The 14,822-nt window shown below is 44.0% G+C and carries 11 protein-coding genes; 5 read left to right on the top strand and 6 right to left on the bottom strand.

Going from position 1 to position 14,822, the window contains the following annotated elements; all coding sequences use genetic code 11:
• Window positions 1–50: 50 nt before the first annotated feature.
• The 4 genes from ACO067_RS08905 to ACO067_RS08890 are packed head-to-tail and all read right to left on the bottom strand — an operon-like array spanning window position 51 to window position 3,287.
• On the bottom strand, window positions 51–362 hold the full coding sequence (locus ACO067_RS08905) for an MmcQ/YjbR family DNA-binding protein (RefSeq protein WP_421873161.1): 312 nt from the start codon (window positions 360–362) through the stop codon (window positions 51–53).
• A gap of 20 nt (window positions 363–382) precedes the next feature.
• Complete coding sequence (locus ACO067_RS08900) at window positions 383–1,204, bottom strand: ABC transporter permease (protein WP_421873159.1); 822 nt, start codon at window positions 1,202–1,204, stop codon at window positions 383–385.
• Window positions 1,205–1,243: 39 nt separating this feature from the next.
• Complete coding sequence (locus ACO067_RS08895) at window positions 1,244–2,953, bottom strand: ABC transporter permease (RefSeq protein WP_421873157.1); 1,710 nt, start codon at window positions 2,951–2,953, stop codon at window positions 1,244–1,246.
• Window positions 2,946–3,287 carry a PadR family transcriptional regulator gene (locus tag ACO067_RS08890; protein ID WP_421873155.1) on the bottom strand — a complete coding sequence of 114 codons (342 nt, stop codon included), beginning with the start codon at window positions 3,285–3,287 and terminating at the stop codon, window positions 2,946–2,948. Before ACO067_RS08890 ends, ACO067_RS08895 begins: the two co-directional genes overlap by 8 nt.
• Window positions 3,288–3,473: 186 nt before the next feature.
• Between ACO067_RS08890 and ACO067_RS08885 the strand changes: the two genes are divergently transcribed.
• Together ACO067_RS08885 and ACO067_RS08880 are read left to right on the top strand one after the other, a co-directional pair.
• The gene (locus ACO067_RS08885) at window positions 3,474–3,824 is read left to right on the top strand and encodes a PadR family transcriptional regulator (protein ID WP_421873153.1); all 351 of its coding nucleotides are present in this window, start codon (window positions 3,474–3,476) and stop codon (window positions 3,822–3,824) included.
• Window positions 3,821–6,487, top strand: coding sequence for an ABC transporter permease (locus ACO067_RS08880; protein ID WP_421873151.1), 2,667 nt, complete (start codon window positions 3,821–3,823; stop codon window positions 6,485–6,487). Before ACO067_RS08885 ends, ACO067_RS08880 begins: the two co-directional genes overlap by 4 nt.
• Here ACO067_RS08880 and ACO067_RS08875 read toward each other — a convergent pair.
• Window positions 6,484–7,614, bottom strand: a complete 1,131-nt coding sequence (locus ACO067_RS08875; protein ID WP_421873149.1) for a hypothetical protein — start codon at window positions 7,612–7,614, stop codon at window positions 6,484–6,486. The genes ACO067_RS08880 and ACO067_RS08875 overlap by 4 nt on opposite strands.
• Before the next feature lie 62 nt (window positions 7,615–7,676).
• A complete protein-coding gene (locus tag ACO067_RS08870; RefSeq protein ID WP_421873148.1) occupies window positions 7,677–9,107 on the bottom strand; it encodes a bifunctional metallophosphatase/5'-nucleotidase in 1,431 nt (476 codons plus the stop codon).
• Window positions 9,108–9,238: 131 nt separating this feature from the next.
• Here ACO067_RS08870 and ACO067_RS08865 point away from each other — a divergent pair, with 131 nt between their 5' ends.
• The 3 genes from ACO067_RS08865 to ACO067_RS08855 are packed head-to-tail and all read left to right on the top strand — an operon-like array spanning window position 9,239 to window position 14,811.
• Window positions 9,239–9,565 carry a PadR family transcriptional regulator gene (locus ACO067_RS08865; RefSeq protein ID WP_421873146.1) on the top strand — a complete coding sequence of 109 codons (327 nt, stop codon included), beginning with the start codon at window positions 9,239–9,241 and terminating at the stop codon, window positions 9,563–9,565.
• A complete protein-coding gene (locus tag ACO067_RS08860; RefSeq protein ID WP_421873143.1) occupies window positions 9,566–12,193 on the top strand; it encodes an FtsX-like permease family protein in 2,628 nt (875 codons plus the stop codon).
• Complete coding sequence (locus tag ACO067_RS08855; protein ID WP_421873141.1) at window positions 12,190–14,811, top strand: ABC transporter permease; 2,622 nt, start codon at window positions 12,190–12,192, stop codon at window positions 14,809–14,811. Before ACO067_RS08860 ends, ACO067_RS08855 begins: the two co-directional genes overlap by 4 nt.
• Window positions 14,812–14,822 lie beyond the last annotated feature (11 nt).

The raw sequence follows: 14,822 nt of genomic DNA, 5'->3' as shown, positions 1-14,822 counted from the left end.
AGTGTTATTACGACATGAAAGACCCTTTTGAAAACGAAATGGATGGAATGTTATTTCGCAAACACCGACCGATAGGCAGAATTTAACACTTCCATAACAAATTGCGAGTCCAGATCTTTCAGCTGCAGAGTGGTCCAGCCTTGTTGGCCCCATTTATTGGGAACTGGATATATGCTGTCTCCAAACTCACAAAATACCAACTGCTCCTCGGGAGCAAGTTTGACATTAGCTGTGTTGGTGGATTCTTGCAGGGTCGTGAAAATACGTTTTTTCTCTACTTTGAAAGCTCTTCTGTCAAAATGTGGATGTTCCATCACGCCCTGAAAACTCATGGCGAGTTTAGCAAACTCATCGTTGGTCATGTGACCAATATAGGAGTTATCTACTCATAGCGCAATGCCTTCACTGGGTTTTGTCTGGCTACCTGCCACGTATGATAGCCAGTTACGCTTAGTGCCGCGAAAAAGATCATAGCGCCCGTACCAGCATAGACCCACCATTCAATTCTTGCCTGGTTTTCGAATTGAGTCATCCACTGAGACTGAAAATAGTAGGCTACTGGCGTGGTGAGCAGGTATGCAATGATGATTGTCTTACCAAAGGACTTGCTGAGCAGGGAGAATATTTCTGCGGTACTCGCACCGATCACCTTCCGCACACCGATTTCTTTGGTTCGGCGCTTTGCTTCGTAAAACGAGAAAGTAAACAGGCTGATTGATGAAAGCAAAAGAGCTACTACGGCAAATAGGAGGTATATCTTTGCGAGTTTCTTTTCTTCCCCGTACTGAGTGGCTAATCGCTCTTGCAACGATTCATATTCGAAGGTGCCTTTTGGGTTGATTTCTGTGAAGAGCTCCTCTAGTGAAGCCAGGCCTGCTGAAGCCTGTCCAGGCTTGAACCGGATCAAAAACGGATCATCATCGTAGGACCTGTACCTCAATATGAGTGGTTTGATATCAAAGGCCATGTGTTGGTAATGATAGTCTTTAACAACACCAATGATGTCAAAATCAAACTCACTTCTTCCACTGGTGTTGCTTTTAAGTTTTTGTTGATCCAGGTCAGTGATGTTCCAATAGTTCAAAGCACTTTCATTGATGACTACTTTCTGCTGAGAGGGCTCATCCAATGAGTCACTGAAAAAGCGGCCTTCTACTAACTCCAGACCTAATAAGTCGAAGTAGGCTGGTGCGGCTATCATCATGTTTTCGGTAGTGTATTCATAGTCTGAGTCGGATCTCTTTCAGGAGGTTGCGTTTACTTTGGTGCCGATAGGAAGGTCTCCTTGAGCATAATAGGCTATGGAAGGGAAACTGTTGAGTTGGTTCCGCAGGTATGACACATTGTGAGCTTCATCCGATGCGGAAGACATCTCATAGAAATCCACACTGTATACATCCGTGTGTTTAAGTCCAAGGTCCGTACTGAGCATATAGTCAAACTGCAGATACACTACACATGTGCCTATGATCAGTATCGTTGTGATCACATACTGTGTCGTAGTTAATACTTTTTGCTGAAGGGGGATTTTCAAAGATGCCCCGTTATGCAGTGCTCTGGCAGGGTTGAGACGAATAAGGTGGATGGTGCCGGTGAGGATAGAAATAAGGATGACAGAGCTGAGGAATAGCCCCATACCTAGTAGCTCCACACCGATTGATTGATCAATAGCAATCTCTAAAAACCGGCTGATTACTGGAAATAGGCCCTGATAAATTAACAAACTCGCACTTAGTCCAATGAGGAGAAATAGCACTCGACCCAGGATCATTTCGCTGTTGATGTCTCTTTTGGAGCCGCCAATGATGTGCTGTATGCCCAGGTTTTTAGCAATGGAGAGCTGCAGGGTAAGCTGCAGGTTGTTGAACCCAAACATGGTGATCAGCCAGATCATCGCAGCAATTAAAGTCAGAATTTGTATGGTCGTAGAGTTGCCGTATTTGTTGAATAGGGAGGCGCTGATGATACTGTCTTCATAACACTTTCTTAGTGGAATAAAGTATAGCTCACTTTCAGGAAACCGAGTATTGGTTGCTCTACCAAGGGTTTTAATACGCTCATTAAAGGCCACTTTATCCAGGTCTGGTTTGGTCAAGACGATTTCTTGAGGTATGCGCCTCCAGAATGCCTGAGAATGCCGAGGTACCAAAAAATCAAAGTCTATGGAGCTGGAAGATGGAATATCTTCAATAATTGCAGCTATCTGATAGGTGCCCTGTTGGTCGCAGCTCAGCTGCACAGTTTGACCAATGGCATTTTTCCCAGAGAACATCCTTTCGGCCATTTGCTGAGTAATAGCAATGGAGCTAGGATCATAAAGCACCTCGTCATTCCCGGCTATGATGTCGAAATCAAGCATCTGGAGAAAAGTGCTATCCACTACTAAGGCTTTACCCTTATGGTCATGACTGGCCGTGGAGAGTTTGATCTCATCCTTCTGGTACACGTGTATTTGTGAGGCTGCGATGATTTCCGGGAATTGCTCATAATCCAGACGAAACATGGTCTGAAGACTAATGGATGTCAGATCCGCATTGGGATTCGTTTTTACAGCAGTGATATAGAGCTGGTCATATGTGCTGTGCATTTTATTCATTGACCGCTCATTGGCGATCCAGGAAAAAATCAACTGAAAACAAAGGGCGCCAAGGATCAGTGTGAGCACACTTGCGCCTGAGAGTCCGGGATGTTTGATGGCCGATCTAATGGCTAGTTTGGTGTTAAATTTCAACATGCTAAAAATGGTTGAGTTGGGTTGATACAATGGTTTTAATAAAGATGGACGCAAGCAGCATAGCACATGAAACCAGAAATAGAGGTTGCGCTTCCAGGAAGGCAGTTCTTGCAGGTCGTACAAGTATTCCTCCAGATCGCCCAGGATGTCTTCCAACCATTGTTCATCAATTACCTGAGTTAGAAGTTTTTCTGCCCATCGGATGTTTTTACTACCCATTATTCTGTTTGTTGATGGATAACTGCGGAATTTTTTGCCATAAGTTGACTTTCACGTCTCTACTGGATTCCAGTGCATTCATCCCTGAGCCAGTAACTTGAAACACCCTTTTGCGCCGACCACCTCGCACCTCTGTCGCCTCTCCCATGTGAGATTTGATCAGTCCCTTGCTCTCCAGTCGATTGACCGTTCCATGTACCGCTCCTATCGTAACACTACGGTTGGCTTCTGCTTTTAACGCTTTTCGAATAGCCAGTCCATAGGCCTCTCCTTCTAATAGAAGAATGATTAACAAAATCATTTCTTCAAGCTCTCCCAGGTGATCTTTTTTCATATTTGATCTATTTAGTATAACAAATATACGTTGGTTAGTTTTAATATGTTATACAAAATATAAGAAATAACTCGAAAAACTTATTTAAACGATTTTAAGACACTTATAAGTGATTACTTACTAAATAGTAGAACAAATTGAAAAGCACATCGTATATTTGTTCTACAATCTAGTAAGTAAAGAAAAATGAAAGAGACACGACTTGGAGAATTCGAAGAGGTCCTGCTGCTGTTAGTGGGTATATTAGATGAGGAGGCCTATGCTTTTAAAATAGCGGAAGAATTCCAGACACAGTCTGGACGATCCACCTCGATTGGGTCCGTACATTCCACTTTGGACCGGCTAAAGGACAAGGGATTTCTCACCTCGGAGATGAGTGCCCCTACAGCTGAGCGCGGAGGAAGGAGAAAACGTATTTACAGCATTACCAACGCGGGTAAAAATGCGTTGCAAACATCGAGAGATTTTAAGGTCAATCTTTGGAATCAGTATCCAGGTCTTGCTGTAGACAAACTTAAATTTATCGGTCCGGTATGACAGATTCAGACCATAAGACTCCACCAGAGTGGGCTCAGCGTCTTCTAGCATATTTCCTTAAAGACGAGCTGGCAGAGGAGGTTCTCGGTGATCTGGACGAAAAGTTCCTTCTGGAGCTGGAGAAACAAAGCGCATGGAGAGCAAAGCTCAATTACTGGTATCAGGTGATCAATTACTTGCGCCCATTTGCCATGAAAAAATCCAAAAACTCAATACAAGTACCTATGCTCACTCATTATTTAAAAGTATCCTGGCGATCCATTCTTCGTAATAAATCTCTTTCTGCTATTAAAATTGGAGGGTTTGCAATGGGAATAGCGTCCTGTTTGATGATTGCGCTTTTCATTGGGCACGAACTTAGCTATGATGCCGAGTATGTAGATCAGTCTCAGGTTTTTCGGATGACCAATCAATGGACAGAAGGGGGTGAAAGTGGACGTTGGACCAATCTGCAAGGCCCACTGAAAGAGGTGATTGAAGACAACATACCAGAAGTGGAGCTAGTCTCCCGAGTAGTATTTTGGAGCTGGGGAAATGCCGGTGCTAATCTGGTGAGAACTCCAGATGATGTGAATAATCTGGATGAAAAAGGGTTCATCTATTCGGACCCAGAGTTACTCTCCATATTGGAGATACCTATGGTGTACGGTTCCCAGGAGTTTGCTCTTACTGCACCTAATTCAATTGTGATTTCCGAATCAGTTGCTCAGAAGCATTTTGGTCTGGTGGACCCGATTGGTCGTGACTTGATTCTAAATGATGATCCAAATACCATTTACACGATTGGTGGTGTGATGGAGGATTTTCCTACCAACTCGCACATGCAGGCAGATTTCATCATGACGCTAACTGGTCGAAAAAATGGCCCTGGGACGAGCGGGTGGTGCTGTACCAACTATGTCTTTTATACCAAAATCCAGGAAAGTGTAGATAAACAGGTAGTGGAAAACAAGCTACTGAGCATTCGTGATAGTTATGTCATAGATCAACTCAAAACAGTCGGTGCGCCTGGATTAGAAGAGATGAGAGCCCATCACTCGTATTACTTGCAGCCTGTTTCGGACATTTACCTCAATACCGCTGCTGTCTCTGATGATTTAGAACATGGCTCTCGGGAGTTGGTTTGGATATTTGCGGCAATTGCTGTGGTGATTTTACTACTTGCCAGTATCAATTTTATAAACATCTCCACGGCTAAGTCTGTGGGCAAAGCCAAAGAAGTTGGTTTGAGAAAAGTGATGGGATCACATCGGTCCGCATTGATCTGGCAGTACCTCTCAGAGTCCATCGTTTACAGCGTTTTGGCAATCGTGTTTGCTACCATGTTCACCTTTCTATTCATGCCGGTATTCAACCAGATATCAGGTAAATCACTGCAAATCCCCTGGTTGTCCTGGTGGTTTATCCCATCGCTGCTTTTGGTGTCTTTGGTGATTGGTTTGGTTTCGGGGCTATATCCTGCTTTGTACCTGACCAGATTCCAACCTGCGCAGATACTGCGGGGAAAGATTACTTTCGGTAGAGGAGCTTCGATCATGCGTAGTGGTCTGGTAGTTTTTCAGTTTGCAGTCACTATCGTCTTGCTGATTGCCGCTATTGTTACCCACCAGCAATTTCAGCTGATCATGAATAAATCACTAGGCTATGAAAAGGATCAGGTGGTAACTATTCATGGCCTCAATACACTTGATTCGGCCAAAAAAGCGCTGATGAAGGCAGAAATGCTGAGTATTCCTACAGTGACTAGTGCGACTATTGGAGACTTTCTGCCAGTGGCAGGTAGTGCGATACACAATCGCAACTACTGGCTATCCACCCAACGGAAAATGACCGATGGGTTTGAAGCTGCAAGGTGGACCGTGGATGAAGATTACCTCGATACCTACGGAATGACACTGGTGGAGGGAGTTAATTTCACTGGTGCTCGTAGTGATGAGCAGAGCATCATCATCAATGAAACCATGCGAGGTGAACTTGGATTACAGGAGGCTGTAGGTCAGCAAGTCATCGATATGTTTGATGAGAAATACCGGATCATAGGGGTGGTCAAGGACTTTCATTTTCGGTCGGTTTTTGCCACTGTAGAGCCATTGGCCATGGTTTATGGTAGAGGCAAGTCCGTACTGTCTATCAAGGTGTCTGGAGATGATATGATGCAAAGCATGGCGGCTGTTGGTAGTCTGTGGGATAGCCTAAGGCCTAACCAACCATTTCGCTATACCTTTCTTGATCAGAGCTATCAGCGGATGTATGATAGTTTGATCCGTGCGAAATCTATTTTTCTCATTTTTGCCTTCCTCTCTATTGTGATTGCTTGTTTGGGTCTGCTTGCATTGTCGGCCTATGTGGTGGAGCAGCGTAGCAAAGAAGTGAGTATACGCAAAGTTTTGGGAGCTAGTGTCACAAGTATTTTTACCCTGCTTTCATTTGACTTCATCAAATTGGTGGTGATTGCTATGATTTTTGGGATGCCATTAGGATGGTTGATGATGGACGCTTTTTTGGGTGACGTGGCTAATCGGGTAGATCTTTCCTGGTACTTGTTTGCTCTGGCTGGAGCCATTGGGTTAATCATTGCTCTGGCTACCATCAGCATCGAGACGATCAAGGCGGCTATAGTTAATCCCGCTTCACGGTTGAGTCTGAATGAGCTAGTTGGTTAGTGGATCACAAATTGTCTGTACAAGTTCCAGCACAACAAAAGGAAAGCGACAGACACAAGGATACGGTGATAAGTCACGTTGATGATCCGAGCGCTGATCAATGCAAGCACTATCCCCACCAGTCGCATGTAGTTTTCCGACTGGTCATCCTCCAGAAAGAAAAAAGAAAGGATGATCTGTGTCAAAAACAACAAAGCAAATGCACTGAAAATCTTGGATTTATTTTCAAGAAAGTGACTGAGGTAATCTCTTCTTTCCTCTTTACCTGGGAACAGTAGAATGCAAATGACAAAAATCAGCAGCGGAGTTCCTACGGATAGCAGAAAGTGAAGCATGCTACTAGCCACATGAGAGTTTCGGGACCAGGAACCCCACCAGATATCGATCAGGAAGAAGAAGGCAAATACCGACCAAAGAAACTGTGTTAGTGAAAGATCATTTTTTCGGGTTTTGAGCATTTTGGACCACCCTACAAAGAATACCGTAATCACATAGCCATAGATCATAGAGATAAATATGGTGAGGTGCTCCACTTTGGAGTACTTGCTAGCATCGTATATAAAATGATGGTTTGGGTTTAGCAAATTTCTGAAAATGATCACCACCACGCTGATCATACTCAGTGTGAGTAGCAGCTGATGGACGCGCCTATCTGGAGTAGCAAGTGCGCCAGCGCATAGAAGCAGTCCTAATACCTGAAATAGATGATTTTCCAAGTGGATAGTCACTGCAAAATCATAACTAATGAATAACAGCAAGCAACCATATAGTTTTAATCGGTTATCAAAGTAGACGTTGGATAGTTTCTTGTAATCTGACGAGTCTATCCTGGCGAAGGAAATGGTACCAACAAAGTAAAACAGTAATGAATAAGGCAAAACGGTAAGGAAATTTCCAAGATTCTGACCGATGCTTTCAGCACGATCGTACAGGTGCCACCAGTGGATCAGCATCAGGATGAATATCACATAGGTAAATGTGAGTAGGTAGCGATCCATTTTTACGAGTTTCCTGCGACGGAGCAGATAGCCCCACCCATCCAGAAAAACGGAAGCTATGTAGCCGAAAATGATCGAGTGAAAAGTGACGAGGTACTCGATTTTACTGAAGCCGTAAATCTCATCCATGGGATCAGGAAGCAAGGTGATGGATGAAATTACGAAGAATATTCGAATGCCAGAAGAGAAATTCAGTAGCTGAAATACTGGTTACATCCTTCTTCATCCACTGTAGAGTTGATTGTTTGCAAATACCCAATGATTGCTTCTGCAGTGGTGTAGTTTTTGATTTCTGCTTTTTCTAATGGGAAGTAGGTATCATGTACCGCTGGGATGTAATCATTGATGCCAATGGTAACCAGGTCATCATCGGCATAGGCATTGCCTGCCTCGTCATAGACTGTAAGATCCTGTCCATTTCTCTCAAACTCCAGACCGGATACGTGCAGTCCTGCACCTGTTTGCATAAAGAACTGCTTTACCTCAAGGGCTGTCAAAGTGAATACCACACTACCATTATTGAAAGGATCCATATTGTAGATTTCCAGGGCCGTGATATCTCCCTGATCAATTTCGGATCGGATTCCCCCACTATTTTGAAACGAGGCATCCACGTCCATATATTCCTTCAGCGCAGTAGTGTAAAAACAACCCAATTCCGTGCGGTCCAGATAGCTGTTTGAATAACCAACTACTTCATCAAACTGTGGTGTATTGTTGTAGCTATCTATGGTTGATTTGAGTGCGGCGTCCACTTGACCATAGTCATCCAGATTGGTAAAGGAAACTGACTCAGAGATCACTTTGTCATCCGAAATGATGAACTGTAGTCTGCCCAGCCACTGTAGGTAAGAGGAGGCCTGGACTATCGGAATGCCATCTACATCCATGTCCACATATTGATGGGAGTGACCGCCAATAATGGCATCAAAAATGGGATAGTTTTCAGCGAGCTCCGTATCGATGGACGTGCCCAGATGGGTCAAAGCAATTAGTAAATCCGCTTCTTCTTCGCTTTTTAGATTTCTAAAATTATCCAGTACTTCGGTATGTCTCGTGAATTTCATTTTCTCTACTCTCCACGGGTGAGTAGCTGGGATTACAGCGCCGGGTTTTCCAAAGGTTTCTACGAGCCCCAGGAAGGTAACTTTCAGGTCGCCGACATCCATGGTAACAAATGCAGGAGGCTGTGGTACGCCACTTTCTTGCATGTCCACATTGGCACATACCCAGGCAAACTCAGCTTGATTCATGCGATTCTTTAAATTTTCAGGACCATAGTCAAACTCATGATTGCCAAGCACTGATACATCAAAGCCAGCCTTATTCATCACATCGATCATCGGAAGACCCTTCTGTTCGTATTGATCGACAATCGGGTTGCCCGAAAACATGTCTCCGGCACACACTAACAGCACATGTTGGTTGTTGGCTCGCTCACTGTCTACTATGTGTTTGATTTTGGCGAAGTTATCCAGCTGCCCGTGCTGATCGTTGATAAAGTAGATGGCCAAGGTGTCAGCATTGATGGACTCTTCAGCAGTGGGTTCATTGGTTGGCTCATTGTCCTTACATGAGCTGGTGACAAGCAATATCAGAAAAAGAAGTAGAAGTTTTTTCATCGAGTTAAGACCTTTCCTGCAAAGATACGCCAATAGGTAATTGATGTTGACCGAATAGTATCCTCTATTTACTTAACAATTATGAAACTAATATATTATATTCACGTTTGTTAAGTAAATCAATTGATAAGATGAAGGAACAATCACTTGGGGAATTTGAAGAACTGGTCTTGCTCATGGTGGCCGCCTTGCACGACGAAGCTTATGGTGTGACCATTTTAGAAAACCTGGAATCCAAACTCGGTAAGAAAGTCAATATTAGTGCTATCCACGTAGCCTTGAAGCGATTGGAGAAGAAGGGGTTTGTGACATCCCGTTTTGGAGGTATTACGAATGATCGCGGTGGTCGGCGTAAGAAGTTTTATGTGATCACTGCTGTTGGCAAGAAAGCTCTGGATGCTCATTATCAGGTCAGGACCAGCATTTATCAGGAGATTCCAAATATTTCATTTAACTAAATGAAACCTACACCACCTAAATATGCACTGCGCTTTTTGCGCTGGTACTGCCATGAAGCATTTCTCGAGGAGATTGAGGGAGATGTGGTGGAGCTCTTTGAGCTGCGCTGTGAGCAATCGCCAAAGCGTGCCCGACAAATGTTCTGGTGGGACGTGATTAAATCCTTCAGGCCAATCAATCTCAGATCAATTAAACTCAATAACTGGACCATGAACTCGATTCGAAACTACACCAAAATCTATTTCCGGAGATTCCGAAAAGAACCAACCCATTACCTGGTCAACACGCTAGGTCTGGCTCTGGGATTTGCTGTCCTCTTTTTCATACTGATGTATGTATATGATGAACAACACATCGATACCTATCATACTAAATCTGATCGGATTTATCGGGTTTTGGAGGAAGGAGTGGCTGATGGAGATGTGCAGCATTATAGCCTTACGGCAAATCCCCTGGCGGCAGCTCTGAAGGAGGAATATCCAGAAATAGAAGAGACCTCCCGCATGATCTATATGGGTTCTGGTGGATTGCGCTATGAGCAGAATGAATTTCAAGATAGGAATTATGTGTTTGCAGATGATCGCTTGTTCAATATTCTGGATTTCAATGTAACGATGGGTGATCCGCACAAGGAGTTCGGAGGTGTGCTAGCAGTGGCTTTGAATCAAACTTGCGCTCAAAAACTCTTCGGGGAGGAAGATCCTATTGGGAAGCTGGTAGACCTGCCGGGTAAAATGGATGGAGTGGAAGTAATAGCGGTTTATGAGGACATGCCTGTTAGCTCCACGTATCAGTTCAATACCGTTTACATCTCGCACTTTGATCAGTTTCCAATGGGATACGACAAGTGGTTTGAAATATGGGACTCCCGAGGTATGACTACCTGGGCCTTGTTTAAGGAAAACACCACACCAGCTACCGTCATGGATAAACGTGAAGGGTTCATGGCAAAGTATTATCCAGAAGAGCTGCGACCTGGACATCAGTTCTACTTTCAGCCAATTGGTGAAATGCATCTGGGGTCATCACATCTGACACAAATGGGGATGGAACCATTAACCCAGATCCAGTATGCCAACAAGGAGTTTGTATCCATCATTCTGCTGATCGGGATTCTGGTGATAGTGATTGCTTCCTTGAATTACATCAATCTGTCATCGGTGCAGGCACTCAAGCGAACGCTCGAGGCAGGCATTCGCAAAATCAATGGCGCGACCATTGGTCAGTTGAGGTTTCAGTTATTCACAGAGACATTTCTTACTTTGATGATAGCCTATGTGCTCTCATTGGTCTTGCTGGTGGTATTCCATCAGTCGTTTTTAGATCTATCCCAAAAGCAGATTCCTTTGGCAGCATTTTTCACTGCCCAGCTACTGACCTATCATCTGGTGGTGTTTGTGCTGATCTGGCTGCTTTCATCTTTGATACCGGCACTTTATTATTCGAAGCTCAATCGATCACTTGTTCTGAAAAAGAACGTATTCGCCGGTAAGGGCGAATTGCTCAGAAAATGCTTTGTAGTGATTCAATACGGAGTTTCCATGTGCTTGATCATTGGCTCAATGGTACTATACCGTCAGCTAAACTACGTGCAGTCCAAGGACCTGGGTTTTAAAAACGAACATTTACTAACGCTGGATATCAATAGTGGAGCAGCACGAAGCAATTTTAGAAGTATTGTGGATGAGCTGAAAAAGAACTCCAATGTGATCAACGCATCGGCATCTTCGCGTGTGCCGGGAGAGTGGAAGTTTTTACCGTCACTGGAGATCTTCCAGGAAAAGGGTGCTACACCCATTTCTTCTAAACATTTTGCAGCGGATAAAAACTGGCTGGATACTTATAGTATGGAGCTGATAGCAGGAGCCAACTTCTCTGGCAACCCCAACTCAGACACCTTGAAAGTGATCCTGAACCAAACGGCCGTGAAGTCAATGGGTTTGGAAAACGCCATTGGTCAAAACATCTGGGTGCAGGCCGATACTACTTACAAAATGCAGGTAATCGGAGTAGTGAAAGACTTTCATTTCGAGTCACTGAGGCAGGAGATGTCTCCTATGATCATTACTAGCTGGAATAATCCTCTGATGAGCATTGACTACTTCACTATCCATTACATGAGCAATACTGCGGATGTGTTGGACCATATTGAAAAGGTTCAGAAAATGTATGATCCACAGACTCCAGCAGAAATCAATTTTTTGGATGAACGCTGGGAACGCTACTATCAGGCTGATCAGAGCAGGAGTTATCTCATTTTGGTAGCCACCATTATTTCCATTCTGGTATCAGTTTTCGGGTTGTTTGGTCTGGTTAACTTCACCGTGGAGCGGAAGACAAAGGAAGTGGGTATCAGGAAAGTGTTGGGAGCCTCTATTCCCAATATATTGAGAGTAGTGCTCAAAGACTATGTGCTGCTTTTGCTGATAGCACTGTGTATAGCTGCTCCGGTGGCTTATTACTTTTTGAATAGCTGGCTGTCTGATTTTGCTTACCGAATCGATTTGTCTATTTGGCTATTCCTGGTTGCGTTTGTAGCAGTAATCTGCGTGTCCTTTATCACGGTTATTTCCAGGGTATTGCGTTTGGCTAAAACCAATCCTGTAAAGTCTCTGAGGTACGAATGATGAAGATAAGGCCACCAAAATACGCACATCGATTTTTGAGATGGTTCTGCAAGCCGGATTTTCTGGAAGAAATCGAAGGAGATCTGATTCAGCTGTTTGACCAGCGGTACACATCGAATCCTGCCAAAGCCAGAAGACTGTTTTGGTGGGACGTGATAAGGTCATTTAGGTGGGTTAACCTTGAGCCTCTGGGTGCCATTAATTGGGTATTGTATCGCAACTATGTGAAGACTGGCTATCGAAGATTACTTGTTGACCGACAGTTTTCCTTCATCAGTATATTGGGACTATCATTAGGCCTGGTGGTGTTTTCCATAATGACACTTTACCTAATCCACGAGCTTTCGTTTGATAAATTTCATGAAAAAAGTGACCGGACTTATGAAGTGATTCAGCTATTCGAAAATCCTGACGGGCCGGATCCAGAAATATTCACTTCATTCAATTTATCAAAGGCCTTGCGTGAAGAGGTTTCATTTGTGGAGACGGCTGTGACAATACATGGGGCTGCATCCACTTGGTTTGAGGTGAATGGGGAGCGCTACTTCGAGGAAGAAGGGATAGTTGCTGGCAAGGAGTTCTTTCAGGTTTTTGACTTTAAACTAAGTGCTGGCGATACAAAGAATCCTCTTGCTCTCAAAAGATCCATTGTGCTAGACGAAAACCTGGCGTCCAAATACTTTGGAGAGGAAGATCCTATTGGTAAGGTACTATCGATTGAGCGCTATGGCTTGTTTACTGTGAGAGGCATAATGGAACCAGTTCCTGCCAACTCTACCATGCAGTTTGACTACATCATCACTCAGGATTATGAGGTCTTTTTCACGATGGTTGCTCCTCGTTTTCCATCGTTCTTTCAGTCTTGGGAGGGGTCCGCTACCACCACGTTTGTGGTTCTGGAGGATCAAAGTCAAGCGGCACTATTTCCCCGTCAGGCTAAACAGATCTTGCGAAAGCATCTGGATGAACAGGCGATCAACCCTCATTACTTACTATCGCTTGAGCGGCTTCATTTTGGCTCGGTGGGGATAGATGGCCGTGTGAACAACTACGTCAAAGGCAATAAGCAACAACTGTTGATTTTCTCAATTGTGGCTGCTTTGATTCTGGTGATGGCCTGTGCTAATTATGTGAACCTTACCACTGCCCGGTCTATACACAGAGGTAAGGAAGTAGGGGTTAGAAAAGTCATGGGAGCTCAGAGATCCCAATTATCAGTACAGTTTAAAGTCGAATCACTATTGATCGTGATTTGTGCATTTGCATTAGCTCTTGGAGTGCTTCCTTTTCTCTTGCCACTGGTCAATGAGCTATTTGAAGTAAAACTTCAGTTCACTTGGGGTCACCTTCCCTTGCTAGTGCCACTTGCTGTGTTCATCATTTTGGCGGTTACACTTCTTTCGGGGTTTTATCCAGCTTTGGTTATGAGCCGGTTTCGGGTTATTCAGGCCGTAAAGGGACTGACTCCAAACCCTGGAGCTATCACCTTGCGGAAAACGTTGATCGTATTTCAGATGATGATGGCTTTTGGAGTTTTATTGGTTCTGAACATTCTCAACCAACAGTTGAATTTCATCACTGAAAAGGATTTGGGATTTGATAGCGATGATTTGATGATTGTGGAGATCAACGGAAGTGGAATTCGAAACAACTATGAAACCATCAAGACAGAGCTACTAAAGAGACCTGAGATCTCTAACGTAACAGGTCTAACACGGATGATCAGCGGCTATCGCAGCGCTGCCTCCATTTACGCTCAAGGACTCAATGATCCAGAGCAGCAAATAGCTGTGCGGTTTTATGGAATGGATAAAGATGGGGTGAATACACTAGGGCTTCATCTTCTGGCGGGTGCCGATTTTACTGGTTCCGGACAAGATAGCCTGTCGGTGATTTTGAATGAATCTGCTGCAGCTTATTATGGTGGCAATGAAATTGTTGGCGAATGGATTACGCTTCAAGAGGATGACTTAGCGTTCAGGACCCGAGTGGTCGGTGTGGTTGAAGACTTTCATTACAGCTCTATGCACGACACCATCGGCCCGGTAGTGATGGGACATTATAAAAATCCATTTGAAGGGTTGGATGATATTGTCATTCGGCTAAACTCAGAGAATCAGCCAGAGACGATTGCCTACGTAGAGCGCATTCATAATGAGTTTGACGAAAATGGGGTGATGACCTGGGAGATGCTCGATGACATGAAAATGCGCGAATACAAATCGGAGCTTAAAACGAATCGGATGATAAAGATCAGTTCGCTCTTTGCTGTGGTGATAGCACTAGCTGGTGTGGTTGGCCTAATGATCTACTCAGTCAATGCTCGGGTAAAGGAATTTGGAATTAGAAGAGTTTTGGGTGCCCGATATCTGGACATCTTGAATATCCTGGCCAGGATCATTATGCCTCAGGTAGGAGTGGCTTTGATACTGGTGGTGCCTATCGTATGGGGGGTCATGAATAACTGGTTGTATCAGTTTGCCTATAGTATCACTCCAGATATGTTTAATCTAACCCTTGTAGTTGCATCGGTATTTTTTGTGATTGTAAGTGTACTCTCAATAGTGGCACGAATAGTTATTAAAAAAGATCCAGCTAATTCCCTTCGATACGAATAATTCTCCCGTCT

Source organism: Marinoscillum sp., assembly GCF_965229915.1.
Lineage (GTDB): Bacteria > Bacteroidota > Bacteroidia > Cytophagales > Cyclobacteriaceae > Marinoscillum.
Note: the sequence above shows the minus strand (reverse complement) of the source record. Positions and strands in the feature narration are given on the sequence as shown.